The following is a 26094-nucleotide window of genomic DNA, read 5'->3' on the forward strand; positions in this document are numbered from 1 at the left end:
CGCCGATCCACAACACATCAGGCAGCTCTACCTCCCCAAGGACAGCAGCGGCAAGGTAGTCGACGGGCTGAAGCAGTCGACCAGGCCGCGAGCACGTCGCGGCCCGGCACCCGCTCACCTGTGGTCACCAAGTGGCCGTCGGCAACAGCGTGGGCGAGCGGACTCAGGTCGAGACCGGCGAACCGCTCCCGCGCGGTGTCGGCCACCGAGCGCCGCAGCAGGTACTCGAGCAGCTCGATCTCGCGTCCTTCCTCACCGGGCTCGAACTCGAGCTTGCCCCGCAGTACGGCGGGCACCGCCTCCAGGTCGACCGGACGCGCGACCGCCGGCTCCTCACCGGTGATCGCACTGCGACGCAGCGCGGCCGCGGCGATCGTCTCGGCCGCGGCGACCGCGAACCGGGCCGACACCCCCGAGCGCTGGTCGATCGCGTTCGACTCCCGCAGGTGCCGGACGAACCGGGCCAGCACCTCCAGCAGCGGCTCGCCGACCTCGGCGGTGAACTCGGCCTCCTGCCGGATCACGTCCACCTCGGCGTCGATGTCGAGCGGGTAGTGGGTCCGGACCTCGGCGCCGAACCGGTCCTTCAGCGGCGTGATGATCCGGCCGCGGTTGGTGTAGTCCTCCGGGTTGGCCGTTGCCACCAGCAACACGTCGAGCGGCAGCCGCAGCGTGTACCCGCGGACCTGGATGTCGCGCTCCTCCATCACGTTCAGCAGCGCGACCTGGATCCGCTCGGCCAGGTCCGGCAGCTCGTTGATCGCGACGATCCCGCGGTGCGACCGCGGGACCAGGCCGTAGTGGATGGTCTCCGGATCACCGAGGCTGCGGCCCTCGGCCACCTTCACCGGGTCCACGTCGCCGATCAGGTCGCCGACCGACGTGTCCGGCGTGGCCAGCTTCTCGGCGTACCGCAGGTCGCGATGCAGCCACGCGACCGGCAGGTCGGCACCGAGCTCGGCGGCCCTGCGCTTGGACTCGGGGGTGATCGGGTCGAGCGGGTGCTCGGGCAGCTCGGCCCCCTCGATCACCGGAGTCCACTCGTCCAGCAGGCCAACCAGGGTGCGCAGCAGCCGGGTCTTGCCCTGGCCACGCTCACCCAGCAGTACGACGTCATGCCCCGCGAGCAGGGCGCGTTCGAGTTGCGGAATCACCGTCCGGGTGAATCCGACGATCCCGGGCCACGGGTCACGCCCGGCCCGCAGTTCCTTCAGCAGGTTGTCACGGAGTTCGGTCTTGATCGACCGTGGGAGATACCCGGCGGCCCGGAGGTCACCGGCCTGACGGGGAAGTTCAGCAGGTGCACTAGTCACCCTGATGACGTTAGCTCGGTCACCCCAAATCGCACCTGGTTATCTCAGCGTCTGGGGGTAACCCGGCCCGAGGTGAACACGTGGGTGGGTGTGAAGGTGACAGGCACCCAGGGGTGCGTCGCCGACTCCCGGGTGACGAAGTGGTCGCCGTCCGCGGGCGCCGTCGGCCGCAGTTCGTACTCGTGCACCGGCTCCTCGGAGAACGCCAGCCGCTCCCCCGTGGCCTGGTAGTTCATCACCAGCCGATCATCACGCCGTACGACGTCCAGCCGGACGCTGGCGCGTTCGAACCGGCCGACGTGGCGATCGTCGATCGGTACGTCGATCGGCTGCGGCGGCTTCGGGTGCGCGACCCCGACGTAGTGCGTGAAGACCTCGGACGCGAGCGGCTCGAACAGGCTCGTGCCGTTGCCGGAGTTGGTCAGCAGGCACATCACCAGCCGCGCCTCGGGGTCGATCCGCAGGAACGCCAGCTGCGAGATCGTCGTACCGTCGTGGCCGAGCAAGGTCCGGCCGCCCCAGTCGTAGATCCGCCAGGCCAGGCCGAGGTTGCTGAACCCGCCGATCCCGCCGGCGTACGGGACCTGCGGCTCCTGCATCGCGGCGTACCGCTCGTCGGTCAGGTGCATCCGGGCGAACTCGAGCAGGTCGCCCGCACTCTGCGTGATCAGACCGGCCGGGCCGATGCTGCGCGGAAGCTGCCACGTCTTGGCCGGGGAGCCGTCGGTCAGCAGGTGGCCGCGGGCCGCCCGGTGCAGGATCGCCTCTTCCGGCAACGTCACCGTATGCGTCAGGCCGAGCGGCTCGACCAGCCGTGCCTTGAGCGACTCGTCCCAGGTCCGGCCGTCGAGGACCTCGATGATCCGGCCGAGCAGCACGAATCCGGCGTTGCAGTAGGAGTACGCCGTACCGGGCTCGAACAGGCTGTCCACGTCGCGGAGCAGGTCGACGTACTTCGCGAGGCAGTCGTCACCGCGTCCGGTGTCGGTGAACACGTCGCCGTCGATGCCGCTGGTGTGGGTCAGCAGCTGGCGGACCGTGACCCGCGGATCGATCGGTGCCTCGGGCAACAGCTTCACCACCGGGTCGTCCAGCCGCAGCCGGTCCTCGGCGGCCAACTGAACGATCATCGTCGCCGTCCACGGCTTGCTGACCGACCCGATCTGGAACACCGAGTCCGCGGTCGTCTCGACCCCGGTCGCCGCATTCAGCACGCCGTACGGCGCGATCGTCGTCTCCCCGTCGTGCCAGATCCCCAGCACCGCCCCGGGAACCTTCGCCACCTCCGCCAACTCCCGCAACCGCACCACCCAGTCAGCCATGGGGCCAACCTACGTCAGCCGGTTAGGGTGACGTCTGTGCAGGCGCTACCGGATGTGATCGATGACGGGTTGCGGGTGTTGTTCTGCGGGATCAACCCGGGGTTGATGTCCGCGGCGACCGGGCATCACTTTGCGCGGCCGGGGAATCGGTTCTGGCCGGCGTTGCACTTGAGCGGGTTCACGCCGCGGCAGCTTGCGCCGGCCGAGCAGGGTGAGATGCTGGGCTACCGGCTCGGGATCACGAACGTCGTGGATCGTCCGTCCGCGCGGGCCGATGAGCTGACCCGCGCGGAGTACGTCGCCGGTGGGGAGAACCTGGTCGCCAAGGTCCTCACTTACCAGCCGGAGTGGCTCGCCGTCGTCGGGGTCACGGCCTACCGGGACGCCTTCGGTGAGCGTACGGCGCAGATCGGCAAGCAGGACCGCCTGATCGGCGACACCCGAGTCTGGATCCTGCCGAACCCGAGCGGCCTGAATGCTCACTACACGCTGCCGAAGCTGGCGGCTGCCTTCGCGGAGCTCGAGCGGGTCAGTTGAGCGCCGTACGCAGGGTCGAGATCGCCAGGTTGATGGCGGCGTTGGCGGCGTAGGTGTCGCGGAGCGCGTCCAGCATGACGAAGTCGTGGATGATCGCGGCGAACCGTACGGCGGTCGTCGGGACACCGGCCTCGAGCAGCTTGGCGGCGTACGCCTCACCCTCGTCGCGCAGCACATCCGCCTCACCGGTGATCACCAGCGCCGGCGGCAGGCCGGTCAGCTGCTCGGTGGTGGCGCGCAGCGGAGACGCGGTGATCTGGTCCCGCTCCTGCTCGTCGGTCGTGTACTGGTCCCAGAACCACTTCATGCCCTCACGCATCAGGAAGTAGCCCTCGGCGAACTGCTTGTAGGAGTCGGTGTCGAACGCCGCGTCGGTGACCGGGTAGAACAGCACCTGCTGGACGAACTTCACGTCACCGCGCTCCTTGGCGAGCAGCGTCAGCGCGGCGGTCATGTTGCCGCCGACCGAGTCGCCTGCGATCGCCAGCCGGTTCGGGTCCAGGCCGTGCTCCTTGCCGGCGGCGACGATCCAGCGCGCGACCGCGTAGTTCTGCTCGAGCGCGTGCGGGTAGCGGACCTCGGGCGACAGGTCGTACTCCGGGAAGACCACGGCCGCTCCGGCGCCGACCGCGAGCTCGCGGACCAGGCGGTCGTGGGTGTGGGCGTTGCCGAACACCCAGCCGGCGCCGTGGATGTAGAGGATGACGGGCAGCACGCCGGTCGCGCCGGCCGGCTTGACGATGCGGGCCTTCGTTCCGTCGGCCGCGGTCACCCACTCCTCGTCGACGTCGAGCTTCGGGTAGTCGGTGGTCTGCACCTCGTCGACCAGCTTGCGGCCTTCTTCGGGGGCCAACTGGAACAGGAACGGGGGCTTGGCGGTCGCGTCGGCGAAGGCCTGGGCAGCGGGCTCTAGCACGGTCATCTTTGGACTCCCTCAGCAGTGGAGAACGGGCGTTCTCCGCGATGTCCTGTACTCTAGGAGAACGATGGTTCTCCGCGCAAGGTGGCGCGGATCACGTGGCCTCGGAGGATGGGTGAGATGGCGATCGACACGGCGACCGCGCAGCGGCAGGTGCTGGACGCGGCGGACGAGCTGTTCTACGAGCGCGGCGTCCAGGCGGTCGGGATGGACGCGATCCGGACCGCGTCCGGTGTCTCGCTGAAGCGGCTCTACCAGCTCTTCCCGTCCAAGGACGCCCTGATCGAGGCGTACCTGGACCGCCGCGACGCGCTGTGGAAGTCGATGCTCGCCGAGCACGTCGACGCGGCGACGGATCCGCGGGACCGGATCCTGGCCGTGTTCGACTTCCTGGACGACTGGTTCCGGCAGCGGGACTATCGCGGCTGCGCGTTCATCAACTCCTTCGGAGAGCTCGGCACCGTCTCACCCCGGGTCGCCGAGCTCGCGCTGGAGCACAAGGAGGGCTTCCGCCAGGCCCTGACCCAGTTGTCGAAGGCCGCCGACGCCCCCGACCCGGAGCGCCTCGCCGACCACCTCATCCTGCTCAGCGAGGGCGCCATCACCCGCTCCGCGATCTCCGGCTCCCCCGACCCCGCGGTCCGCGCCCGCGAGGCCGCCGTACTGCTGCTCGACGCCACCCTGCCGCGCTGACTGACACCCGCGCTCGGCAGGATTGGGCGCATGCGTGCGAGTGACCTACTGCGATCGATCGACGGGCTCTCGTACGGGCAACGGGTGCGGTACGTCGCCGACCGCGCCCAGGAGCTGACCGGGCTGCTCGACGAGCTGGGCCGGGGCGACGCGTTCGAGCGGATCGTCGGCATCCAGATAGCCGAGGTCGTCCGGGACACGTCGTACGTCTCCAGGCTGCTCCGCGACCCGGAGCCGGCCGTTCAGTCGCGCGCGCTGGCTGCGGTCTGGCGTGGCGTGCCGGTGTCGGACGACGACCTCCGGATCCTGTACGACGACGCACCCGCGACACTGCGGTCGAAGCTGGTGGCCCTGGTACGGCGCACGAGTCGAGAGCACCTCGCCAATCGGCTGATCGACGACCACCGGGCGCGCTGGGGTGACGTGGCCGCGGTCGGCCTGCTGGAAGCCACCTCCCGGGCGACCGTGGCCCGCTTGCTGCCAGAGCTGGCGTACTGCGTGACGCCGGCGGGCTGGCGTGGTCTGGCCAGACGGCATCCCGACGAGGTGCTCGCTTTCGCGGCGCGCACGCTGCCCACCGGTGAGGACGGGGACGAGTGGTGGGAGGGCGTCGGACACGGTGTCACCGCGGCGCTGAAGCACGACCCGGATGCGGTGCTGGCGCTGATCAAGCAGGCGATCCCGGCGCATGAGCTGCCGGTCGCCGTACTCGACATCCTTGGGCGCCTTGCCGATCATGATCCGGCCGGGGTGCTCGCGCTCCTGCTTTCGCCGGACCGGGAAGCCGTGGTCTGGAAGGCGCTCACTCGCGGGTTCCGTCGCCGGTTACACCGGTACTCGGACGACGACCTGATTGCGCTCGGCCGACTCGTCTGGCCGGACCTTGCTGGGCTGCTGGCCGACCTGGCGCCGTCTCGCCGTACGACGATCTTCGAAGCGGTCACGAAGGACGTCGAGCTCGGGCAGACCGTGCTCGCCGACGAGCTGCTGCAGGTGCTGCCGCATCGAGTGCGGGTCGAGCAGGCGCGTCGGATGCTGGAACTGCCGAGCGTCCGCGAGGACGACTCGGTGCGACGCGGCATCAGTAGCTATCTGCCCTACGAGGAAGCGTTCGCCCTCCTCGAGTCCGAGGTCCGTGCTCCGGATGCCGGGGTGCGGTCGGCGGTCTACCGGTCGATCGTCCGGTCGGCTGGCTACTCACGGGATCCTGAGCTCGTCGTGCGGGCGTTGAACTGGGCCGCGGACCGTGTCCGGAACGACAAGGATCCGGTGCGGTGCAGTCTCCTCCAGGCCGCTGCTGGGATCTCACCGACGCTCTTCACGGATCCGCAGCCGTTGGAGTCCCTGCTAACTGACGCGCTGAACGCACGGGACACGTCGTGGGCGCCCCGGCGGGCGCTGACCAGTCTGGCCGAGCACGCCGTCGTACAAGGTGCCCTCGGCAACCGGGCCGCCTTGCTGGACTGGGGTTTGCAGGCTCATGCCCGGCTGACCGACAACCGCGGGCGGATCGATCTGGACCGGCTGGTCGACAATCTTCCGCGCGGCCGGGAGACCGCCGTGTACGACGCCTTGCGGCCGGCGATCGAGGCCGCTGCGAAGCGGGACGAGTACATGCTTGCGTTCACGGTGGCCTCAGCGTTGGGTCGGCGCGGTTGGTCGCTGGACCATCTGCACGGGATCCTGGAGCAGGCGGCCTGGTCGGACAACGAGTCCACCGCCGACCAGGCCTGCCGCTACTGGCTCGATCCGCTGCCGACCCGGTCCGAGCGGGTCCGGCAGATCATCGACCGCGACGTCACGATGGCTCGCTTCCACCCGGTGTGGTGGCTCGTCACCGAGATCTACACCGACCTGCTCGACCCGGTGCTCGCTGCTGCGGACCGCATCCAGCGCTTCGACCGCAACAGCACGTCGTGGCAAGTCCCGGACTATGCACTGCGCACATGGCTGCCGCGCCAGCAGTCCCGGTACGGCGAACTGCTCGTCGCGGCGGCGCGGGACGATCGGCTGCACGAGTGGTGCCGGGCGCTGGCGGTGCGGTCGCTCGGTCACGTGCCGGGGGCTGCGCTGGACGAGTTCCTCGGCAGTGACGACGTGTTGTTGCAGGAGGCTGCACTGGCGGGGCTGGCGTGGTCCGCTCGGCCTGACCTTGCGCTGCCGGTGCTGCTCTCGCATGCGAGTGACGACCGCGCACGGGTCGCTATGTACGCGGCGGGGCGTGCTGCACGGTACGCGCGGCCGAGTCTGTTGCCTGGTCTGCTGCAGCCCGCGCTGGCGGGTTCTGGCGCGAAGATCACCTCGCGCAAGGCAGCGGTGCGGATGCTGGGCGAACTGCGTGCACCTGGCGCGGGCGCCGTACTGACTGAGGCTTGGGCTCCCGCCCATCGGGATGTGCGGGCGGCGATCGCCAGCACGATGGCGCAGTACCTGCTTCATGACCCGGCTGCCTGGGCGGTGCTGGAGCAGGCAGTGCACGACTCTGCGGCTACTGCTGTCGTGCTGACCGAGCGGCGGGCGTACGACGTACCGCTGTTGTATCGGGCGCGGTATGCGGATCTGTTGATCGCGGTGACGACCAGGAGCGAGCCGGAGGTCGTCGGGCCGGCGCTGCTGGCGTTGCGGCAGTGGGCGCGCTACAACCGCGCGGCCGCTCGGGTGTGTGCTGACTTCATCAGCGACTTGTCCATCCGGAGCCGGGTCTGGAGTGACGCGCTCACGTCACTCGTCTCCATCGTCGCGACGAATCCGTCGGACGGTCTTGATGAACTGCTCGACGCGGTCCGGCTCCTGGTTCGTCTGGAAGCCGCCCCCGATCTCCCCAACGCGACCCCGGACCGCGACCACCCCGCCCGGCAGCGCCTGGCTCGTCTGGTCAATCAACTGACTGCCCACTTCGGCGGTCGCTCAACTCTTGTCCGCCAACACCTCAAGCAGGTCGCCGCGGAGCTGACCGACTCAGACTTCCTCCACCTCCACCTGCGACTGCAGGTCGCCTCCCTGCAGTCCGATCGACTCCCCCAAGAACTCGCTGCGTTGCACCGGACGATTGTCGACAATCCGATCGCAGCATTGTCCGCATCCGACCTTCTCTACCAGCGGCTGTCCGCCACCGAAGCAACCTGGTCCCCGCAGGAGCTCCTCCCCACAGCCGAGTCTCTGGTGACGTCCCCCGACGCGACCTCCGGTCTCCTGGCCCACGCCCTCCTCCGCGCCGCCGGCCCCCGCACCGGCTGGCCCACCGAGTGGCGCACCCTCTTGATTGCCCTCCGCAACCACCCCCACCCAGCCATCCGCCACCAGGCCCTGGACCTGACAACCGCCCCAGAGAACTAACCCCACCCGCCGGCCCCCGCCCAGCCCGGCCCCTCGCCACACCCGGCGGCACCCCGCCCCCACCGGGTTCGACGGTTAGCCCTCGCTCGACTGCTTTTCGGCGGCTTCTTTGGCGCGTTTGCGGCGTTTGCCTTCGTGCATGGCGGCTACTCGGGCGACCGGGATGGCGCGGCCCTCCTCCAGCAAGTCTTCGGGGAGTGTTTGGGGCGCGGGCAGTTGATCAGCCCAGCGGTCGGCTTCACCCAGCAGGTCTGGCGCAGTGCGGACGGTGAAGTCCCGCGGCGTGACCCGGTCGAGGTCGTCCCAGCCGAGCGGGAACGACACCGGCGTACCAGGCCGGACCCGCGGGCTGTAAGCGGCGACCACCGTCGCCCCGCCCGACCGGGTCGAGTCGACGAACACCTTCCCGTGCCGGTCCTCCTTGATGTACGCCGTCGTCGCGACCTCCGGATCGACTCGTTCGGCCCGCGCCGCGATCGCCCGGGTCGCGGCCGCCGCGTCCTCGATCGACACCGACTCGTCGATCGGCACGAAGACGTGCACCCCCTTGGCCCCGCTCGTCTTGACCGCCCCGGCCAGCCCGGAGTCGGTCAGCGCCTGCCGGACCAGGAACGCCGCCTGGACCGCCATCGCGAACGTCTCCCCCTCCGGCGGATCCAGGTCCAGCACGAGATGCGTCACCCGGTCCCAGCGCTCGGCCCGCATCAGCGTCGGGTGGTACTCGACCGCCCGCTGGTTGGCGAACCACAGCAGCGTCCGCCGGTCGTCGCACAACGCGTACGACACCTCCCGCTTGGACGCCTCCGCCCAGACCGACACCGTCTTCACCCACTCGGGGGTGTACTTCGGCACGTTCTTCTGCATGAAGGCCGGCTGTCCCGGCCGGATCCGGATCACCGACAGCGGCCGCTCCCGCAACTCCAGCAGGATCCGCTGGTGTACGGCGTCCAGGTAGTCGACCAGATCCCGCTTGGTCGCGTCCGCACCGTCGAACAACGGCTGATCCAGGTTGGTCAGCTCAACCCCGTCACGCGTCTCGTCCGGCTTCCTCGCCATCCCCAGAGCCTACTCGCGACGAGGCCTCACGACGGGCCCTCGCGACCGGTGCCGAGAAGCCGAACGAGTGCATCGAGAACCACCTCATCCTCCTCCGGCTCGATCGTCTGCGGATTCAGCGCGAGCTCGTCCTCCCGCACGCCGATCGTGCCCACGGCGATTCGCGGCTCCCCGTCCCACAGCGCCGCCACCAACTCGTCCCGCGTCCATCCGGAGGTTGTCGACAATCGGACAACGGCACGCGAATGCGGCTGCCCCGCCTCGCTCGGATAGCCCCGTCCAACCTCCACCCCAGGCAATCCACGCAACCCTTCGACCCACCGCGTGACCATCTGCTCGTACCCCTCGAGCAGCGCGTCCTCGTCCTGCTCCAACGTCCACTCGACCGCCGCGAGCAGGCCCAGCAACTCCTCCTTGCCCACCTTCATCCCGCGCCCGATCTCCTGATACGGCGAGGCATGCGCCCGACACCGCTCGACGATCCACCGCCGCCCCAGCACCAACCCACTCGACTGTGGTCCCCGCAATCCCTTGCCCCCACTGAAGATCACCGCATCAGCGCCGATCTCCGAAGTGAACCGCCACAGCGAAGCCACCGGCGGCACCTGCGCGGCCGCATCCACGATCACCGGCACGCCGTACGACGCCGCAGCCTCGACAACCGGCTCGACCGCAAGCGCGCCGCTCGCGTAGTGAGCACCGGCAAACCACAGGACACAGGCAGGCCGACGGGACAGCGCGTCACGCAGCTCGTCGACGGACGGACCGATCTCGACGATCCGCGCGCCGGTCAGACGAGCCGAGTAGTCGTAGCCGTTGCGCTGGCTCGCGAACATCACCACCTTGGAGTCCACCGGAAACGCCTGCCCAGGCTCGCCGACACAAGCCGCGACCGTCAGCGTGATCCCGGCCGCGGCACCCGACGTCACATAAGCAGCCTCGTTGCGGGTCAGCGCCGCCAACCGCTCGCCGACTCGCGTGTGCAACTCGTGAAGATCGACGAAGTGCGCCGCCGCTTCGGCCATCGCCTTGATCGCGGCCGGCGGCATCAACGAACCGCCCAACGCGGTCAGCGTCGCCGACGCGTTGATCACCGGCCGCACCCCGAGCGGATTACCCATGCGCGACGAACCGAGACATCGGCGGCACACCGGACAACTCCGCCAGCCACGCATCGAGGAAGTCGTTGTCCGTCCCGTCCTGATGCGTCAACTCGTAGACGCTCGCCGCCGGGAAGGTCTCGGCCAGCGGCGCCGACCACGTCGGATTGTCGACAGCCAACAATGTGCGTCCCCGGACCGCGGGCGCATGCCGGACCGGGTCGAAGTACGACAACGTCCGCTCAAGACTGGCCGGCGACGCGCCGGCACGCAGGTGATCGTTCAACTCCTCCAGCGGGTACAGCGACGATCGCAAGCGCGCCTCGAGCGCCCGGTAGAACAGCAACTCCGACACCCGTACGGCGGTGAACCCGGGCCGCCGCGCAGCCGTCAACACTGCCAGATCGTCCCCGCTCACTGCGACCCGCGCCGGATCCACCTCCGCCAGCCCGAGCAAGAACTCGGCGGCCCGCAGGCAGTCCGCCGCGATCCCGCGGTAGATGTACGACGCCGGGTCGTCGATGCCCATCGTCAACAATCCTGGGTACGCCGCCGAGAATCCCTCGTCGGCCAGCCGCTGACCACGGTGCATCAGGCCGAAGACGACATACCGGCTCCGGTCGTTCGGATGCGGGACGTGGTTGACGCTGCCGTAGCGCGGAGTCGACAGCAGCGCAGGGAACGGCCCGTCACCGGTCGGGATGCTGAGGTGGCCGAACACGCGGTACGGCCCGGTGCTGGTGAGCCGCACGGTGTAGCTCGTCGCTTCGTCGGTCGTCCGCGCCGGCACCAGGCCGAGCACCGGCCGGGACGGAATCGCGGCCAGCTCGGCGTCAACGGCGGTCCAGTAGGCCTCGAAGTCCATGAGTGTCACCGTCCCGGCTTCAGGTGGTCGGCAAGGAAGTCCTCCACGATCCGCATCACACCCGGCAGCCCGGCGTGGTGCGCGCAGTGCGGGAACGTGTGCAGCGTCGTCTCGCAGGTCAGCACCCGCTCCAACGCGAACCCGGTCTCGGGCGGGCACACATCGTCCTCCAGCCCGAGGTACAGCAGCGTCGGCGCAGTCACCTTCGGCGCGAAGTTCAGCCCGTCGTAGTACGCGACTGTCTCCCGCACCCGGTCGACATCCTTCGGATGCACCCGCAGGTACTCGTTGATCTCCTCGTACGGATACGACCGGGTCAGCGTCGGCGCAGTCATGATCCCGCACAGGTACGGCGCCCCGGCCGCGACGCACGCGATCGCTTCGGGTCGCAGAGCAGCCGTGGAAATCCCGAGCCCACCGCCCTGGCTCGATCCCTGCAGGCCGATCCGTTCATTGTCGACTTCCGGACGACCGAGCAGCACGTCGACCGCACGCACCACGTCGAGGTAGAACCCGCGGTACCCGTACGTGTTGTGGTCGACGATGTTGTGCGTCAGCAGCCCCGGATAGCCCGGGTTGAACACGCTGTTCGACCGGAGCTTCCCCCGCGGCGCCACCGCCAGCGCGGCGTACCCGAGCTCGGACCACTCCTTCGGGATCGTCGGCTCGGAGATGTACCCAGGGATCGTGACCAGCGCCGGGTACGGCGCCGCCCCACCCCGCGGCACCGTGTACCAGCCGGCCACCCGAAGACCGCCGTAGCTGGTGTAGCGCAGGTCGTAGACAATCACCTTCTCCGTCGACAAGCCCGGCATCTCGGTCAACGAAGGATCAAGCGGGTACGACGCGCAGTCCGCCAGGCCGGCCGCCCAGAAGTCGTCGAAGTCGGCCGGCCGCTCGACCTCGACGGTCGCGTTCTCGGGGTCTCTCAAGAGCATTCCTCTCGACTCGGGGGTGCCTACACGGCCAGGGGTGCGTGCACGGCGGCGCCGTCGGAGGCGGTGAACAAGTGCAGTCGGTCCGGGTTGAAGCCGACGTACACCGTGCTGTCGTGACCGAGCCGGAACGGCACCGGGACGCGGGCCTTGATCAGCTCGCCGTCGATCCGGACCGTGACCAGCACGTCGGGCCCGAGCGGCTCGGAGACGAAGACCTTCCCGGGTCGGTACCCCGGCAAGGGCTCCGGCGACAGCGACACATCCTCCGGGCGGACCCCGAGGACGACGGCCGGGTCGTCCGGCAGCGCGCCGTACGACTGGATCTCCTGGGTGATCGCGCTACTCCGGAACGCCCGCTTGCCGTCGGCATCGACCAGCTCACCGGTGACGAAATTCATCGGCGGTGAGCCCATGAACGACGCGACGAACCGGTTCGCCGGGCGCTCGTAGATCTCCTCCGGGGTCGCACACTGCTGGACCACGCCGTCGCGCATCACCGCGATCCGGTCCGACATCGTCATCGCCTCGACCTGGTCGTGGGTGACGTAGATGAAGGTCCGGGCGACGTCGACGTGCAGCCGCTTGATCTCGGCCCGCATCAGCACCCGCAGCTGCGCGTCCAGGTTCGACAGCGGCTCGTCGAGCAGGTACGCGCCGGCGTCCCGGACGATCGCCCGGCCGAGCGCGACCCGTTGCCGCTGGCCGCCGGACAGCTCCCGCGGCTTGCGGTCCAGCAGGTCCTCGATGTCCAGCGTCCGGGCCGCCTGCTGCACCTGCTCGGCGATCGTTGCCTTCGGCACCCGCATCATCTTGAGCGCGAAGCCGATGTTCTGCCGGACCGTCTTGTGCGGGTAGAGCGCGTAGCTCTGGAACACCATCGCGACGTCCCGCTTGTTCGCCGGCAGCCAGCTGACCGGCTTGCCGTCGAAGTAGATGTTGCCCTCGGTGGCCCGCTCCAGGCCGCAGATCATCCGCAGCGTGGTGGACTTCCCGCAGCCGGACGGTCCGACCAGGGTGAGGAACTCCTGATCCTGGATGGTCAGGTTCAGGTCGTGCACGGCGACCTTGCCGCCGAACGACTTGGTCACGCCTTCGAGTTGCACCTCTGCCATCTGTCAGCCCTTCACGGATCCGGCGGCCATACCCTGGACCAGCTTGCGCTGGAAGAGCAGGGCCAGTACCAGGGGTGGGACGACCGCGAGCACACCGGCTGCGGCCATCACGGTGAACTGGGTGTTGAAGTCGGTGGCGAAGTTCGCCGCCACCACCGGGATCGTCTTCGCGGCCTTGGTGCTGGTCAGGAACAGCGCGAACATGAACTCGTTCCACGCGGTCATGAACGCGAACACCGCGGCGGCGACCAGCCCGGGCGCTGCCACCGGCAGGAACACCGACCACATGGTCCGGAACCAGCCGCACCGGTCGACCCGGGCCGCCTCCTCCAGCTCGCGCGGCACCGACCGGAAGAAGTCCTTCAGGATCCAGATCGTGATCGGCAGCGCGAACGTGGTGTACGAGAGGATCAGGGCCAGGTAGGTGTCGAGCAGCCCGAGCGACCGCATCAGCAGGTAGAACGGGATGATGATCGCGATCCCCGGCACCATCCGGGTGAGCAGGTAGAGCACCAGCAGCACCTGGCTGCCGCGGAACTTCAGCCGGCTGAACGAGTACGCCGCGAACGTCGCCAGCGCCAGGTTCAGCACCGCCGTCGCGGTCGCCACGATCAGGCTGTTCCGCAGCGAGTACGGTGTCTCCTCGATCGCCCGGCCGCCGACCAGCGCCTGCGCCTCGGTCGGCTTGACGAAGCCGAGGTAGTTCTCCAGCGTCGGGCTGGTCGGGATCCAGTGCGGCGGCACCGAGATCGCGTCCACCTCGTGCATGAAGCTCATCGCGACGATCCAGTAGAACGGCAGCACCAGGTAGAGCGCGAACGCGATCGCCAGCACATACAGCACGATCTTCTTCCACGGAATTCGATACCGCAGGGGAACTCGCACGACGGTTCTCATACCTCGAAGTTCCCCTTCCGGTAGAGGAGGCCGATGTAGCCGATCGAGATGAGCAGCGTGATCGCGGTGATCACCCAGGCGTAGGCGGAGCCGAGGCCGAAGTCGGTGAAGGTGAGCACGGTCTGCACGTCGAGCAGGGCGATGGTGGTGGTCGCGTCGCCCGGACCGCCACCGGTCAGCACGTAGATCGTGTCGAAGGCCCGGAACGCGTTCATCGTCTCGAGGATCAGCACGATCAGCAGTGGGTGCAGCAACCACGGCACCGTGACCTGGGCGAACCGTTGCAGTGCCCCGGCCCGGTCGACCGTCGCGGCGTCGTACAGCTCCGAGGGGATTGTCGACAATCCGGCGAGCAGAATGATGACCGAGAACGGCAGCGTGTTCCACACCTGGGCGAGTGCAGTAAACAGGAACGCGCCGGTCCCGGACGTCAGCCAGGCGTGGTAGCTGTCGATCAGCCCGAGCTGGGTGAGCAACCCGTTCAGCGCGCCGGTCTTCGCGTCGAAGATCGTCCGCCACATCAGGCCGTTCACCACGCCGGGCATTGCCCAGGGCAACAAGGCCAGGCTGAGCAGCAGCCCGCGGCCACGGAACCGCTCGTTCAGCACCAGCGCCAGGATCAGCGCCAGTACGACGGTCAGCCCGAGCACCACCAGGACGAACAGCGCCGACACCTTCAGCGCGGACAGGAACGCCTGGTCCGACAGCAGCGCCTTGTAGTTGTCGAGCCCGATGAACTTCTTCGCCCGCGGGCGTTTCAGGTTGTTGCGCTGCAGGCTGACCCAGAACGAGTAGATGATCGGGTAGGCGACCAGCAGGGCGATCACGATCATGGCCGGCGCGTTCAGCGCCCAGGCCTTGGCGCTGTCGCCCAGCGGCCGGCGTTCGGCGAGGACACTCATCCTCAGTTGTACTTCTTCTTCAGGGTGTCGACCGTCTGGGCCAGGCTGCCGACCGCCGCGGACGGCTGGGTCTGGTTGCTCAGCACGCCCTGCACGACCTTGTGCATCTCGGTCTCGAACTCGGTGTACCAGGGCACCCCGAGCACGTTGCGGGGCTTGGCGATCTCGGCCAGCTGGGCGTAGACGGCCGGGTCGGCGAACTTCTTCAGCGACGCCACGATCTCCGGGTCGGTCGCCATCGACTTGTAGGCGAAGCCGAGACCGCGCTCGAGGAACCAGTACCGCGCGGTGTACGGCTTCTTGTCCGCGTCGAGCCCGCCGAGGTAGGTGAGCAGCTTGAACGCGTTGTCCTTGACCTCGGTGTCCTTCGCCAGCCCGTACAGCCGGGTGTTGCTGACGGTGCCGTGCACCTGGCCGTCCAGGCTCGGTACGAGCGCCATCTTGATCTTGCCGGCCGCCTTCGACTTGGCCGGGTCGTTGTAGTCGCGGTTCGCGTACCGGGCGCCGATCGTGTAGGCGTACCGGGCGGCCTTCATCGCGTTGTCGATCGGGACCGGCAGCAGTTGCAGGCAGGCCGGGTCGATCACCTTCGACTTGTTCGCGGCCTGCTGCAACCAGGCGAAGACGTCCTTCACCACGGTGTCGGACGTGTTCATGACCGCGTTCTGCTGGTCGTCGAACATGTTGCCGCCGCTGGCGAACACCAGCGCCCACACCCAGGACCACCAGGTGTCGGACAGCTGCGCGGGAACGCCGATCGGGTACTCGAGCAGACCGGCGTTCTTGATCTTCAGCGCCTGCGCCTCCAGCTCCTCGAGACTGGCCGGCGGCTTGGTGATCCCGGCCTTGGCCAGGATCTCGGAGTTGTACGTCAGCGAGTTCGCGTCGGTGTAGTACGGCAGGCCGTAGCGCTTGCCCTGGTAGGTCATCGCGGTCGCGTTACCCGGGTAGATCGCGTCGTACACCTCGTCGACGCCGGGCATCCCGTCCAGCGGCTGCAGGTAGTCGCCCTCGACCCAGGCGGCGAGCGAGTCGTCGTACACGTAGAGGGCGTCGGGGCCGCCGCCACCGGTGAACTCGGCGACGACCTTCTGGACGTACTGCGCGCTGGTGATCGGGGTGTAGTCCACCTTGATGCTGTTCTGCTGGCTGAACCGGTCGAGGTTCTTCTGGACCAGGGCTGCCTCGTAGTCCCAGCCCTCGAACTTCACGGTGCCGTCGCCGGCGCCACCGCCGGAGGAGTCGTCGTTGGAGCAGGCGGAGAGCAGGGTCGATGCGCTGGGGAGGGCGATGCCGAGGCCGGCGAGCTTCAGGACCTGGCGGCGGTTGAGCTCCATGGGATTCCCTTCAAGACTGTCGATGCAGGAGGGCTTGGGAGATGCGGAGCCGGTACAGACGCGTCGGGCGTCCTTTCCGGTGGTGCTGAGCAGTGCCTTCGACGCTCACCAGGCCCCCAGCGTCGAGAGTGCGGATCAGCCGGCGCCCGCTCTGATCCGTGATGCCGAGCCGGTCGGCGAGCTCACCGGGCGAGATCGCGCGACCCTGCAGTTCGTGGTCCAGCGCCGCGAGCCGGGAGACCGTGGCGGCGCTGAGGCCGACGTTCTTCGCGAGCTGTTCCACCTCGTCCCCGTGCTCGCGGTAGGAGTAGCTGAGCGGCGCCTCCCGCACCGGCCCCATCGGGCCGATGATCACGCCGCTGTCCTCGATCAGGTACGCGCACGGCTCGTCCTCGACCTCCGCCCGCCTGGCGGCCTGCTCCGCGAGCAGCACGCAGTTGCGGGCGGACACGCCGACGCCGAAGCCGGCCGACACCTGGACGCCGAGCGCGGTCGCCGCCTCGGCCAGAGCCGGTACGGCGACCCAGTTGCGGGTCACGCGTTCGAACAACGCCTTGTGGGCGAACACGACGACACCGCGCGGTCCCCGGTCCTCGATCCAGGCGCCGGCGAACTCGGGGGTGTTGAGCAGCAGGTTCATCAGGCCGACCCGGGCGCGTTCCTCGTCGGCCGACCGGGAGATCAGGAACACCCCGGCCGCGAACCGCTGCGCGCTGGCCCGATCGGACTCGATCCGCAGCGCGAGCTCGTGCAGCTCGGTCCGGATCGTGGCAGGCACCGGCATCCCGCTCATGATCGGGATCTCGTCCCGGAGTTGTTCCCGGACAGCGGCCCGGACGCTGATCACGTAGCTGCGATCGCCGAACCGGTGGAACGCGGCCCGGTGGAAGTCGACGATGTCCTCGACACTCTGGGTCGGTGCGTAGGGCAAGCAGTCGATCGCGTCCTGGTCGAGCTCGAGCGCGGTGGCGACCGCCTCGACCGCCTCCTTCGGGAACGTGTCGATGCTGACCGGGGTCCGGCCCCAGCCGCGTTCCTGGGCGCGGTAGAGGGCCAGGGTCAGGTCCAGCGCGGACGACCTGATCACGCCGACCGGTAGGCCGGGTGGCAGCAGCTCGCGGCTGGCCGTGTACGGAACCGGTCCGGCCAGGAAGCCGTCCAGGCGCGTGTTCGCGACGAACTCGGAGACCTTGTCGCGGATCTCCTCCTCGTGGTCGTAGCTGACCCATTCCAGGTCGACGCCACCGAGCGTGCTGGCTGCTTCCCGGAACAGCACCCGGTGGGTCGAGTGGGTCACGACCCCGATCACAATCGCCACGACACTCCTTTACGAACCAGGTTCGGAAGTGACTCGTAAATCCGATGCGCACCAAGGTGACGTGCGTCGGGGGGTCAGGTCAAGACCTCAGGCCGAGTTCTTGGGGTGGTTCGCGATGAAGCGCGCCTTCTTCTGGCGATTCCCGCAGGTGTTCATGTCACACCACTTGCGAGTGCGACTTTGGCTGGTGTCGAAGAAGGCGGCTCGGCAGGTCGGCGAGGCACACAAGGCCAGCTTTCCGTCGCGTTCGCCGGCGATGATGCTGATCGCGTCGGCGGCGATCACGCTGAGGGCGTCTTCCACGCAGGAAGCCGAGCTGAGCTGCCAACGCCGCTGACCCTCGGGTGTCAGGATCGCCGCGGCCCGGCCCTGAGCGCTGCGGTCGTTGATGACTTGGACAGCGGCTGCAGGAAGAGCGTCCTGGATCGCGGCCGCTGTCGCGGCGGCGTGGATCGACTCCCGCAGTTCCCGGGCGAGGTCGAGCTGGGCAGGGGTGCAGGAGTCCACGGCGAGTCCGTTCACCGCCAGCCAGTCGATGAGTCGCTGCGGCGTGGGAATGCGCTCCACAGCGTTGCCACGCCGCTCCGTAAGAGTCCCCGTGAAGCTGGTCGCCAGCACGGCACCGAGGCGGAAGTCAGGGAATCCAGTACGCACCGAACCACCTTAGCCGGTTGCAGGCCGCAGGGCGTCATGTTAGAACCGTCTTAGACGGTTCTCGATGACCAGGAGGTCTCATGCCCCGTCCGACCAGCGACTTGCAAGCATTCGAAGCCCACGCAACCGACGCCGACCTCGACGAGTTGCGCGCGCGATTGGCCGCGGCGCGACTGCCGGAGCCCGAGACGGTCTATGGCGCCGCGCCCGGTCCCCGCCGATGGGATCAGGGCGTTCCGCTCGCCGACCTCGTCGATGTCGTGAACTACTGGCGTACCGGGTACGACTGGCGGTCGTTCGAAGATCGCCTGCACCGGATCGGCCAATTCCGCACGACGATCGACGAGCTGGGAATCCATTTCCTGCACCGCCGATCCGCTCGCGCAGATGCCGCGCCGCTGATCTTGACGCACGGCTGGCCAGGCAGCATTGCGGAGTTCGTCGATGTGGTCGACGAACTGGCAGATCCGAAGAACGCAGACGCGCCGGCGTTCCACGTCGTCGTTCCCTCGCTCCCCGGCTTTGGTTACAGCGACAAACCGGCCAGCACCGGGTGGGGAACCGAGAAGATCGCGGCCGCCTGGGTGGAACTGATGGGACGGCTCGGCTACCGCAAGTTCGCGGCCCACGGCGGCGACTGGGGAGGAAATATCACCACGGTCCTCGGCGGCAGGTTCCCGGACCACGTGCTCGGCATCCACACCACGTTCGCAGAGGCACCACCCGGGTTGACCACGGACGGACTGACGGCGATCGAGCGCCAGTGGACCGAGGAAACCCATGATTTCTGGCGCCGGCGTGCGGCGTACGCGAAGCAGCAGGCGACCCGGCCGCAGACCATCGGCTACTCGCTCGTCGACTCACCGGTCGGGCTTCTTGCCTGGATCCTCGACAAGTTCGCCGAATGGTCGGACACCGAAGACAGCCCGTTCGAGACGATTTCCCGGGACCGCATTCTCGACGACGTCACCCTGTACTGGCTGACGCGGTCCGGCGCGTCGTCGGCCCGCATTTACTACGAAAGCCACAACTCGCTGGACCCCGAACTTCGGGTCGATGTCCCGACCGCCATCACCATGTATCCCCGCGACATCGAGAAATACCCGCGCCCCTGGGCACAGGAGCGGTACCGGCAGATCGTGCGATGGAATTCGCCCGAAAGCGGAGGACATTTCCCTTCGCTGGAGGTTCCCGAGTACTTCGTCGAAGATCTGCAGGAAGGCCTCGCGGCAGTGCTGGCCGCTAATCAGTGAACGCGGCTGGTGTCGTCGGGGCGACCCAGGAGGCAAGAAGGTCGAGGGCTTGCGCCGTGGGTGAGCCGGGCTCGGCGGCGTACAGAGTGAGCGTCAGTCCGGGGTCGGAGATCATGTCGACGCTCTCGTAGGCGAGCTCCAGATCGCCGACGTCGTGATGGTGGAAGTGCTTGGTGCCCGCGCCGTGCTGGCGCACGTTGTGGGCACTCCAGAGGCGGCGGAAATCTTCGCTGCGGGTGGACAATTCGCCGACCAGGTCGTGCAGCTCCTTGTCGTGCGGGTCGCGGCCGGCTTCGGTGCGCAGGATGGCGACGCAGGTGTCGGCGGCGGTGTCCCAGTCGGGGTAGAAGTCGCGGGCGGCGTCCAGGTCCAGGAACGTGAACCTGGCGAAGTTCGGCTGCGCGCCGGCCGCGGACCGGTACACCGCTTCGTGCATCGCCCGGCCGAGGTGGTTGCAGGCCAGGAGATCCATCCGTCCGTTGCGGACGATCGCCGGCGCGGTGAACTTGTCGAGCACCCACTGCAGGCTGGGCCGCGGTGTCCACCGCTTGCCGGCACGGCGGCGCGGACGCATCCCGGCGCTGGTGCCGTCGGCCGCGTGGGCCAGGTGGAACAGGTGCGTCCGTTCGGCGTCGTCGAGTTGCAGCGCGCGGGCGATCGCGTCCAGGACGGAGGCGGAGACACCGCCGAGCGCGCCGCGTTCGAGCTTGGAGTAGTACTCGACGCTCACGCCCGCGAGCGCCGCCACCTCGACCCGGCGCAGTCCGGGCACCCGGCGCGAGCCCACGTCCGGCAGCCCCGCCTGCTGCGGGGTCACCTTGGCTCGTCGCGAGACCAGGAACTCGCGGACCTCGGCACGATTGTCCATGGCAACGACGGTACGACGTCCTCCGGCTGCCTGGGATGCACTGTCAGTACACCTCACGAAAGAGACTCCCTCGGCGCAGCGGGCTCGGGTTCCCTGGACTCGGCAATCCACTCGAACCAAGGAGAGTTCCACCGATGCGTGGTGTCGTGATGTACGCCCCGGGCGAGGTCCGGGTCGAGGACCGGCCCGAGCCGGCCATCCTGAAGCCGACGGACGCGATCGTCCGGCTGTCGGCGACCTGTATCTGCGGGTCCGACCTGTGGCCGTACCGAGGCGCCGACAAGATCGACGAGCCGCTGCCGATGGGTCACGAGTACGCCGGGATCGTCGAGGAGATCGGCTCCGCGGTGACCACGGTCACACCGGGCCAGTTCGTGGTCGGGTCGTTCTTCGCCTCGGACAACACCTGCGAGATCTGCCGGGCCGGGTACCAGACGTCCTGCGTCAACCGGGAGATCCTCGGCACCTCAGGCGCCGCACAGTCGCAACGGATGCGCGTGCCGCTGGCCGACGGGACCCTGGTCGCGACGCCCGAGGTCCCGGACGCCGACTTGGTGCCGGACTTCCTGGCGGCTTCCGACGTACTGGGCACTGGATGGTTTGCGGCGGTCGCCGCTCAGGCCGGTCCGGGGAAGACGGTTGCGGTCGTCGGTGACGGCGCGGTCGGACTGCTCGGGGTGATGGCTGCTCAGCAGTTGGGGGCCGAGCGGGTCATCGCGATGAGCCGGCACTCGGACCGGCAGAAGCTCGCGCTCGAGTTCGGGGCCACCGACATCGTCACCGAACGCGGTGACGACGGAGTCGAGCAGATCAAGGCCCTCACGAACGGGCTGGGTGCGCACTCGGTGATCGAGGCCGTCGGCACCCAGGAGTCCATGCTGCAAGCGATTCGCTCCACCCGGGCCGGCGGTCACATCGGGTACGTCGGAGTCACCCACGACGTCACGTTGAACGGCGACGAGCTGTTCTTCTCCCACGTCCACCTGCACGGTGGACCGGCCCCGGTCCGGCAGTACCTGCCCGACCTCATGGACCGCATCGCGAACCGCACCATCCGCCCCGGACGCGTCTTCGACCTCGAGCTCCCCCTCGACGAGGCCGCCGCCGGCTACGAGGCGATGCACACCCGCAAAGCCATCAAGGTTCTCCTCCGCCCGTGACCACTTCGCTGGCGCTTCCACCCGAGGTACGGCGGGAGGCTCGGCTGACAGTCGGGCTGGTGGCGACCGTGGTGTTCCTGACCGCGATCGCGCCACTCGCCACGGACATGTACGTGCCGGCCTTCCCGCAGGTCGCCGGTGAGCTGAGCACGACTGCTACCCAGGTCCAGCTCACGCTCACGACGTTCTTCGTCGGGATGGCACTCGGGCAGTTGGTCGGCGGACCGGTCTCGGACCAACGCGGCCGCCGCCGGCCCCTGCTCGCCGCGATCCTCGCGATGACCGCTGCCTCGATCGTGTGCGCCCTCACGCCCTCGATCGGCGTGATGACCGCGGCGCGGTTCGTGCAGGGGTTCGCCGGCGGCTGGGCGATGGTGATCGGCCGCGCGGTGATCGTCGACCTAGCTCGCGGCGCCCAGCTCGTCCGCGTCCTCAACGTCATCGCCGGTGTCGGCGGCATCGCCCCGATCGTCGGCCCACTCCTCGGCGCCGCCATCCTCCAGTTGTCGCATTGGCGGGTCTCGTTCTGGGCCGTGGCCGCTCTCGGCGTCGCGATGATCGTGGCAGTCCTGGTCGCCGTACCGGAGTCATTGCCACCGGAGCGCCGTAACGGCGGTGGTCTGCGGACCTTCGGCACGGCTGCTCGAGTCGTGCTCGGCAACCGCGAGTACGTCGGCTACGTCATCGTCGCCGGATCCTCGATGGGCGCGCTCTTCGCCTACGTCGCCACATCGGCCTTCGTCCTGCAGTCCATGAACGGCCTGTCGCCGGTCGCCTACTCGGTCGACTTCGCCGCCAACGCCGGGGGCATGACCGTGGCCGCCCTCGTCGCCGCCCGCCTCGCCGGCCACGTCGCCACCCGCAAGCTCATCCTGACCGGCCAATTCGCCGCGCTCGCGGCGGGCCTCGGAATGCTGATCGGCGCCCTGTGGTTCGACACCCCACTGGTCCTGGCGATGATCTGCTTCTTCGTCCTGATGACCGCGCAAGGCCTGATCATCCCGAACGGCGGCGCGCTCGCGTCGGCCGCCGTACCGGACCATCCCGGCACGGGATCCGCCGTCCAGGGCTTCGTCCAATGGGTCGCCGCCGGCGTCATCGCTCCGATCGCCGGCCTGGGCGGCGACCACACCGCCGTCCCCATGGCCACCTTGATGATCGCCGGCGCCGCTACATCCCTGACCGGTCTCCTCGTCGTAGCGAGGCGCGTCAGTCGCTGAGCCAGTCGCGGATCGCGTTGGGGAGGTCGCCGACCACCTGGCCCAGGTTCTGCTCGACTCCGTGGGGGGTCTGGAGGCCGTGGTCGAAGAGGTAGCGGACCCGGGCCGCGTTCTCGGGGCGGCGTGCGGTGCGGAGGAAGGCCGCGAGGCCGGGGGCGAACTCGTCGTCGGGTGGCAGTGACGCCAAGTCCAGCAAGGCTTTGGTGTCGGTGACTGCGGTCTTGTCGAAGGTGCCGATGCGCCGGGCGAAGCCGTCGACGAAACCGTCCAGGTCGGCGTCGGGCAGGACGCGGTTGACGTAGCCGTAGCGCTCGGCCAGCTCGGCCGGGATGTCGTCGGCTCCGAGCAGGATCTCCGCCGCGCGTCCCCGGCCGACGAGCCGGGCGAGCCGGGCCATCGACCCGCCGCCCGGGACGGTGCCCAGGCCGACCTCGAAGTGTCCGAGGATCGCCTTGTCCCCCGCGAACCGCAGGTCGGTCGCCAGCGCGAACTCGCTGCCGGCGCCGCGGACGCGTCCGCGGATCGCGCAGATCGTCACCGCCGGCACCTTGCTCAGCCTGATCAGGCCGTCGAGGTAGGGGTCCAGCCCGGTCGGGCCGGGCGGCATCGCCGCCACCCGACCACGATCCGCGCGCAGGTCCCAGTGCGCCATGAAGTAGTCGGGATTCGCACTGCCGAAGACGACCACGGTCAGCGCGGGTGCCTCCTCGATCCGGGTGACAAGGTCGGAGAGTTGCTCGACGGAGTCCGCGTCCAGCAGGTTGACCGGCCCGTTGCAGAACGTCACTTTCCAGTACGACGGTGAGACCTCGTCGACGACGAACTGCGTCCGAGGTTTCGCGACCACTGCCTCGCTGCTCACAATGCCTACCCTCCGACGAGGAAGGCACGCTCGCGCCCGTCGAAATCCCTGGTCGCCGGGATCAGCCGGTGAAGTGCGCGTACGTCTTGTGCTCCTGGAACTCCTCCAATCCGCGCGGACCGTTGAGCCGGCCGATCCCGCTCTGCTTGAAGCCGCCCTCCTCGAACTCGTCGGTGACCATGGCCCAGGTGTTGGTCCAGACCGTGCCGACCCGTAGCCGGCGCCCGACTCTGCGCGGCCGATCGACGTCGCGGGTCCAGACGGACGCGGCCAGGCCGTACTCGGTCGCGTTGGCCACCCGGACCGCGTCGTCCTCGGAATCGAACGTCTCGAAGGTGGCGACCGGGCCGAAGACCTCGTGCTGCACGATGTCCGCCTGCGGATCGTCGACCGCCACCAGCGACGGGTGGTAGTACGCGCTGTCGGCCTGCCGGATCCCCGCCTCGCACGAGCGCAACGCCGTACTTGCTCGCTTCCTCGACGATCGCGTCGACCCGACGAGCGTTAGCCGCGTCGATCATCGGCCCCATCTCACTGTCAGGGTCATCACCAGGCCCGACGCGGACGGCGGACAACGACTCGACCAGGCGGTCGCGCAGCCGGTCTGCGATCCCTCGCTGCACGAGGATGCGGCTGCCCGTCATGCAGAACTGGCCGGTGAACGTGGTCACCGCTGCCGTGAGAACCGGCACCGCCGCGTCGAGTTCGGCGTCGTCGAAGACGATCATCGGCGTCTTCCCGCCCAGCTCGAGCGACAGGCGCTTGAGCTGCGGAGCCGCGTTCGCCATGATCACCCGTCCGACCCGGGTGCTGCCGGTATAGCTGACGACGTCGACCTCGGGCGACGAGATCAGCAGCCGCGCCACCTCGTCACCGGACTCGGTCAGCGACGACACGACCCCGGCGGGCAGCGACGGGGCCTCGCTGAGGATCTGGTGGAAGAGCCCGTTCACCATTCCGGTCTGTCCGGCGAGCTTGAGTACGGCGGTGCAGCCGGCCGCCAGCGCCGGCGCGAGTGATCGCACCAGCAGAGCCACCGGCGAGTTCCACGGCGTGATGATCCCGGCCACCCCGATCGGCTCGGGCGCGGAGGTCAGGTGGAGTCCGGGCGCCACCTCGGAGGCGCGCCCGTCGTGACTGATCGCCAGGCCGGCGTAGTACCGGAACTTCGGCGCCGAGAGGTTCACCTCGAACGCGGCATCCTTCAGGATCTTGCCGTTCTCCCGCGCGACCATCGTGATCAGCTCGTCCGCGTGCCGATCGACACCGTCGGCGAGCTCGGTCAGCACGCGGTGCCGCAGGCGGCGATCCCTGGCCCAGTCGGTCTCCTCGAAGGCACGTCGCGCCGCCGCGATCGCTTCCGCGGCCTGCTCGGCATCCGCATCGGCGTAGGTTCCGAGTACGGCGCCGTCCGCCGGGGCGATCGACTTGGTCTCGTGCGCCGAGCCCACCAGTCGTCCGTCGACGAACTGCAGGGCGTTCATGACCCCTCCCGCGCACCGAAGACCGCGCGGAATCCCTGCCGCCACGACGGGTGCGCGAAGATCAGGCCCAGCTCGGCCTTCGCCTTCATGTTGCTTGCTGCAGGCAACTGGTTGCCGTAGTAGACGCTCTGGACGCCGAACCGCTCGGCGGCCTCCTCCTCGGATATCCGGGCCGGCGCCGGGCCGCCGAGGATCCCGGCCAGGAACGGCAGCCAGTCCGCCTGCGGGGCGGGCTCGTCGTCGAGGATGTTGTAGACGCCGGGTGCTCCGGTCCCGACAGCCCGCACGGTGGCCCACACCGCGTCGTCGACGTGGACGAACGGGTAGTGGCCGGCGCCGGTGCCGACGATCGGCATCGTGCCGGCCTCGACCGCCTTCGCGATGTCCCCACCAGGGCCGATCGCGGTGTGGTCGCCGTACAGGAAGCCGTAGCGAAGCACGACGCCGTCGATTCCCGGGGTATCGAGCACCATCTCCTCGGCGGCGATATTCGCCTGCACGTGGACTCCGATCGGTCCCGGAGCGTCCAGGTACGGCGGTGCGGTCTCGTCCGTCGGTCCCGATCCGGGTTGGGTCATGAAGCTCGCGCTCTGCGCGACCACTCGGTGCGCGCCAGCGTCACGCGCCGCGCTCATCAACACCTTCGTGCCCTCGCTCCGCAGCCGGTTGGTGATCGCCAGCCACTTGCCGTAGTCGTCCGACGGCGCCGACAGCGCGGTCATCAGGTTGACGACCACTTCCGGAGCGACGTCGAGGAGCGCCCGCCGCACGGAGGCCTCGTCGAGCCCGTCCATGAGGACCGCCGACGCTCCCAGTCCCTCCACGATCGCGAGGTTGGCGGCCCGCTGCGTGCTGGCCACGACCTCGTGCCCCCTGGCGGCCAGGGCTTCAACCACCGGCCGGCCTACAACCCCCGTGCCCCCTGCCACGAAAACGCGCATCGTCCTC

The 26094-nt window shown here is 68.9% G+C and carries 22 protein-coding genes and 1 pseudogene; 6 read left to right on the forward strand and 17 right to left on the reverse strand.

Going from position 1 to position 26094, the window contains the following annotated elements; all coding sequences use genetic code 11:
• Window positions 1-17 precede the first annotated feature (17 nt).
• Both AB0H36_RS31015 and AB0H36_RS31020 read right to left on the reverse strand, forming a co-directional pair.
• On the reverse strand, window positions 18-1313 hold the full coding sequence (locus AB0H36_RS31015; RefSeq protein WP_360531435.1) for a sigma 54-interacting transcriptional regulator: 1296 nt from the start codon (window positions 1311-1313) through the stop codon (window positions 18-20).
• A 44-nt stretch (window positions 1314-1357) separates the two neighbouring features.
• Window positions 1358-2635, reverse strand: a complete 1278-nt coding sequence (locus tag AB0H36_RS31020; protein WP_360531438.1) for a serine hydrolase domain-containing protein — start codon at window positions 2633-2635, stop codon at window positions 1358-1360.
• Window positions 2636-2671: 36 nt separating this feature from the next.
• On the opposite strand from AB0H36_RS31020, the gene mug reads away from it, so the two are divergent.
• Window positions 2672-3172 carry a G/U mismatch-specific DNA glycosylase gene (gene mug, locus AB0H36_RS31025; protein WP_360531441.1) on the forward strand — a complete coding sequence of 167 codons (501 nt, stop codon included), beginning with the start codon at window positions 2672-2674 and terminating at the stop codon, window positions 3170-3172.
• On the opposite strand, the gene AB0H36_RS31030 is transcribed toward mug, so the two are convergent.
• Window positions 3165-4094, reverse strand: a complete 930-nt coding sequence (locus tag AB0H36_RS31030) for an alpha/beta hydrolase (RefSeq protein WP_360531444.1) — start codon at window positions 4092-4094, stop codon at window positions 3165-3167. The two genes, mug and AB0H36_RS31030, sit on opposite strands and share 8 nt — an antisense overlap.
• Window positions 4095-4211: 117 nt before the next feature.
• On the opposite strand from AB0H36_RS31030, the gene AB0H36_RS31035 reads away from it, so the two are divergent.
• Entirely contained in the window at window positions 4212-4784 is a 573-nt protein-coding gene (locus AB0H36_RS31035) for a TetR/AcrR family transcriptional regulator (protein WP_360531447.1), read from the forward strand.
• Between the two features lie 30 nt (window positions 4785-4814).
• Window positions 4815-8120 carry a hypothetical protein gene (locus AB0H36_RS31040; RefSeq protein ID WP_360531451.1) on the forward strand — a complete coding sequence of 1102 codons (3306 nt, stop codon included), beginning with the start codon at window positions 4815-4817 and terminating at the stop codon, window positions 8118-8120.
• Window positions 8121-8195: 75 nt separating this feature from the next.
• Here the strand turns inward: AB0H36_RS31040 and ligD are convergent, their stop codons facing one another.
• The 10 genes from ligD to AB0H36_RS31090 all read right to left on the reverse strand — a co-directional run bounded on the left by ligD (window position 8196) and on the right by AB0H36_RS31090 (window position 18299).
• A complete protein-coding gene (ligD, locus tag AB0H36_RS31045) occupies window positions 8196-9176 on the reverse strand; it encodes a non-homologous end-joining DNA ligase (RefSeq protein WP_360531454.1) in 981 nt (326 codons plus the stop codon).
• A 26-nt stretch (window positions 9177-9202) separates the two neighbouring features.
• Complete coding sequence (locus tag AB0H36_RS31050; RefSeq protein WP_360531457.1) at window positions 9203-10297, reverse strand: hypothetical protein; 1095 nt, start codon at window positions 10295-10297, stop codon at window positions 9203-9205.
• Window positions 10290-11141, reverse strand: a complete 852-nt coding sequence (locus tag AB0H36_RS31055; protein WP_360531460.1) for an acetylxylan esterase — start codon at window positions 11139-11141, stop codon at window positions 10290-10292. The genes AB0H36_RS31050 and AB0H36_RS31055 overlap by 8 nt, the downstream gene beginning before the upstream one ends.
• Before the next feature lie 5 nt (window positions 11142-11146).
• Window positions 11147-12073, reverse strand: a complete 927-nt coding sequence (locus tag AB0H36_RS31060; protein WP_360531463.1) for an acetylxylan esterase — start codon at window positions 12071-12073, stop codon at window positions 11147-11149.
• Between the two features lie 26 nt (window positions 12074-12099).
• Window positions 12100-13191 (reverse strand): ABC transporter ATP-binding protein, encoded by a 1092-nt coding sequence (locus AB0H36_RS31065; protein ID WP_360531466.1) that lies wholly within the window; start codon window positions 13189-13191, stop codon window positions 12100-12102.
• A 3-nt stretch (window positions 13192-13194) separates the two neighbouring features.
• Window positions 13195-14088 (reverse strand): carbohydrate ABC transporter permease, encoded by an 894-nt coding sequence (locus AB0H36_RS31070; RefSeq protein WP_360531469.1) that lies wholly within the window; start codon window positions 14086-14088, stop codon window positions 13195-13197.
• On the reverse strand, window positions 14085-14990 hold the full coding sequence (locus tag AB0H36_RS31075; RefSeq protein ID WP_360531472.1) for a sugar ABC transporter permease: 906 nt from the start codon (window positions 14988-14990) through the stop codon (window positions 14085-14087). The genes AB0H36_RS31070 and AB0H36_RS31075 overlap by 4 nt, the downstream gene beginning before the upstream one ends.
• 2 nt (window positions 14991-14992) lie before the next feature.
• Window positions 14993-16327, reverse strand: a complete 1335-nt coding sequence (locus tag AB0H36_RS31080; RefSeq protein ID WP_360531475.1) for an extracellular solute-binding protein — start codon at window positions 16325-16327, stop codon at window positions 14993-14995.
• 10 nt (window positions 16328-16337) lie between these two features.
• Window positions 16338-17645, reverse strand: coding sequence for a hypothetical protein (locus tag AB0H36_RS31085; protein ID WP_360531478.1), 1308 nt, complete (start codon window positions 17643-17645; stop codon window positions 16338-16340).
• Between the two features lie 87 nt (window positions 17646-17732).
• The gene (locus AB0H36_RS31090) at window positions 17733-18299 is read right to left on the reverse strand and encodes a CGNR zinc finger domain-containing protein (RefSeq protein WP_360531481.1); all 567 of its coding nucleotides are present in this window, start codon (window positions 18297-18299) and stop codon (window positions 17733-17735) included.
• 80 nt (window positions 18300-18379) lie between these two features.
• Here AB0H36_RS31090 and AB0H36_RS31095 point away from each other — a divergent pair, with 80 nt between their 5' ends.
• Complete coding sequence (locus AB0H36_RS31095; protein ID WP_360531484.1) at window positions 18380-19552, forward strand: epoxide hydrolase; 1173 nt, start codon at window positions 18380-18382, stop codon at window positions 19550-19552.
• Here the strand turns inward: AB0H36_RS31095 and AB0H36_RS31100 are convergent.
• Window positions 19542-20420, reverse strand: coding sequence for a helix-turn-helix transcriptional regulator (locus AB0H36_RS31100; RefSeq protein WP_360531487.1), 879 nt, complete (start codon window positions 20418-20420; stop codon window positions 19542-19544). The genes AB0H36_RS31095 and AB0H36_RS31100 overlap by 11 nt on opposite strands.
• A gap of 134 nt (window positions 20421-20554) precedes the next feature.
• Here AB0H36_RS31100 and AB0H36_RS31105 point away from each other — a divergent pair, with 134 nt between their 5' ends.
• Window positions 20555-21580, forward strand: a complete 1026-nt coding sequence (locus AB0H36_RS31105; RefSeq protein WP_360531490.1) for a zinc-dependent alcohol dehydrogenase family protein — start codon at window positions 20555-20557, stop codon at window positions 21578-21580.
• Window positions 21577-22800 (forward strand): multidrug effflux MFS transporter, encoded by a 1224-nt coding sequence (locus AB0H36_RS31110; RefSeq protein WP_360531493.1) that lies wholly within the window; start codon window positions 21577-21579, stop codon window positions 22798-22800. Before AB0H36_RS31105 ends, AB0H36_RS31110 begins: the two co-directional genes overlap by 4 nt.
• Here the strand turns inward: AB0H36_RS31110 and AB0H36_RS31115 are convergent.
• From AB0H36_RS31115 to AB0H36_RS31125, 3 genes and pseudogenes are all read right to left on the reverse strand, one after another.
• A complete protein-coding gene (locus tag AB0H36_RS31115) occupies window positions 22790-23662 on the reverse strand; it encodes an enoyl-CoA hydratase/isomerase family protein (protein WP_360531496.1) in 873 nt (290 codons plus the stop codon). The genes AB0H36_RS31110 and AB0H36_RS31115 overlap by 11 nt on opposite strands.
• Before the next feature lie 61 nt (window positions 23663-23723).
• Window positions 23724-25146, reverse strand: a pseudogene (locus AB0H36_RS31120) (aldehyde dehydrogenase family protein).
• A complete protein-coding gene (locus AB0H36_RS31125; RefSeq protein WP_360531499.1) occupies window positions 25143-26087 on the reverse strand; it encodes an NAD(P)-dependent oxidoreductase in 945 nt (314 codons plus the stop codon). Before AB0H36_RS31125 ends, AB0H36_RS31120 begins: the two are co-directional and overlap by 4 nt.
• Window positions 26088-26094: the final 7 nt, after the last annotated feature.

Origin of the sequence: Kribbella sp. NPDC050820, from assembly GCF_040653975.1 — a bacterium.
Lineage (GTDB): Bacteria > Actinomycetota > Actinomycetes > Propionibacteriales > Kribbellaceae > Kribbella.

What these genes read in the sequence shown, in the direction of transcription:
- AB0H36_RS31100 (WP_360531487.1), bottom strand. Translation starts at nt 20,420, where the DNA reads ATGGACAATCGTGCCGAGGTCCGCGAGTTCCTGGTCTCGCGACGAGCC.
- ligD (WP_360531454.1), bottom strand. Translation starts at nt 9,176, where the DNA reads ATGGCGAGGAAGCCGGACGAGACGCGTGACGGGGTTGAGCTGACCAAC.
- AB0H36_RS31105 (WP_360531490.1), top strand. Translation starts at nt 20,555, where the DNA reads ATGCGTGGTGTCGTGATGTACGCCCCGGGCGAGGTCCGGGTCGAGGAC.
- AB0H36_RS31065 (WP_360531466.1), bottom strand. Translation starts at nt 13,191, where the DNA reads ATGGCAGAGGTGCAACTCGAAGGCGTGACCAAGTCGTTCGGCGGCAAG.
- AB0H36_RS31050 (WP_360531457.1), bottom strand. Translation starts at nt 10,297, where the DNA reads ATGGGTAATCCGCTCGGGGTGCGGCCGGTGATCAACGCGTCGGCGACG.
- AB0H36_RS31035 (WP_360531447.1), top strand. Translation starts at nt 4,212, where the DNA reads ATGGCGATCGACACGGCGACCGCGCAGCGGCAGGTGCTGGACGCGGCG.
- AB0H36_RS31055 (WP_360531460.1), bottom strand. Translation starts at nt 11,141, where the DNA reads ATGGACTTCGAGGCCTACTGGACCGCCGTTGACGCCGAGCTGGCCGCG.
- AB0H36_RS31125 (WP_360531499.1), bottom strand. Translation starts at nt 26,087, where the DNA reads ATGCGCGTTTTCGTGGCAGGGGGCACGGGGGTTGTAGGCCGGCCGGTG.
- AB0H36_RS31020 (WP_360531438.1), bottom strand. Translation starts at nt 2,635, where the DNA reads ATGGCTGACTGGGTGGTGCGGTTGCGGGAGTTGGCGGAGGTGGCGAAG.
- AB0H36_RS31030 (WP_360531444.1), bottom strand. Translation starts at nt 4,094, where the DNA reads ATGACCGTGCTAGAGCCCGCTGCCCAGGCCTTCGCCGACGCGACCGCC.
- AB0H36_RS31095 (WP_360531484.1), top strand. Translation starts at nt 18,380, where the DNA reads ATGCCCCGTCCGACCAGCGACTTGCAAGCATTCGAAGCCCACGCAACC.
- AB0H36_RS31070 (WP_360531469.1), bottom strand. Translation starts at nt 14,088, where the DNA reads ATGAGAACCGTCGTGCGAGTTCCCCTGCGGTATCGAATTCCGTGGAAG.
- AB0H36_RS31040 (WP_360531451.1), top strand. Translation starts at nt 4,815, where the DNA reads ATGCGTGCGAGTGACCTACTGCGATCGATCGACGGGCTCTCGTACGGG.
- AB0H36_RS31080 (WP_360531475.1), bottom strand. Translation starts at nt 16,327, where the DNA reads ATGGAGCTCAACCGCCGCCAGGTCCTGAAGCTCGCCGGCCTCGGCATC.
- AB0H36_RS31075 (WP_360531472.1), bottom strand. Translation starts at nt 14,990, where the DNA reads ATGAGTGTCCTCGCCGAACGCCGGCCGCTGGGCGACAGCGCCAAGGCC.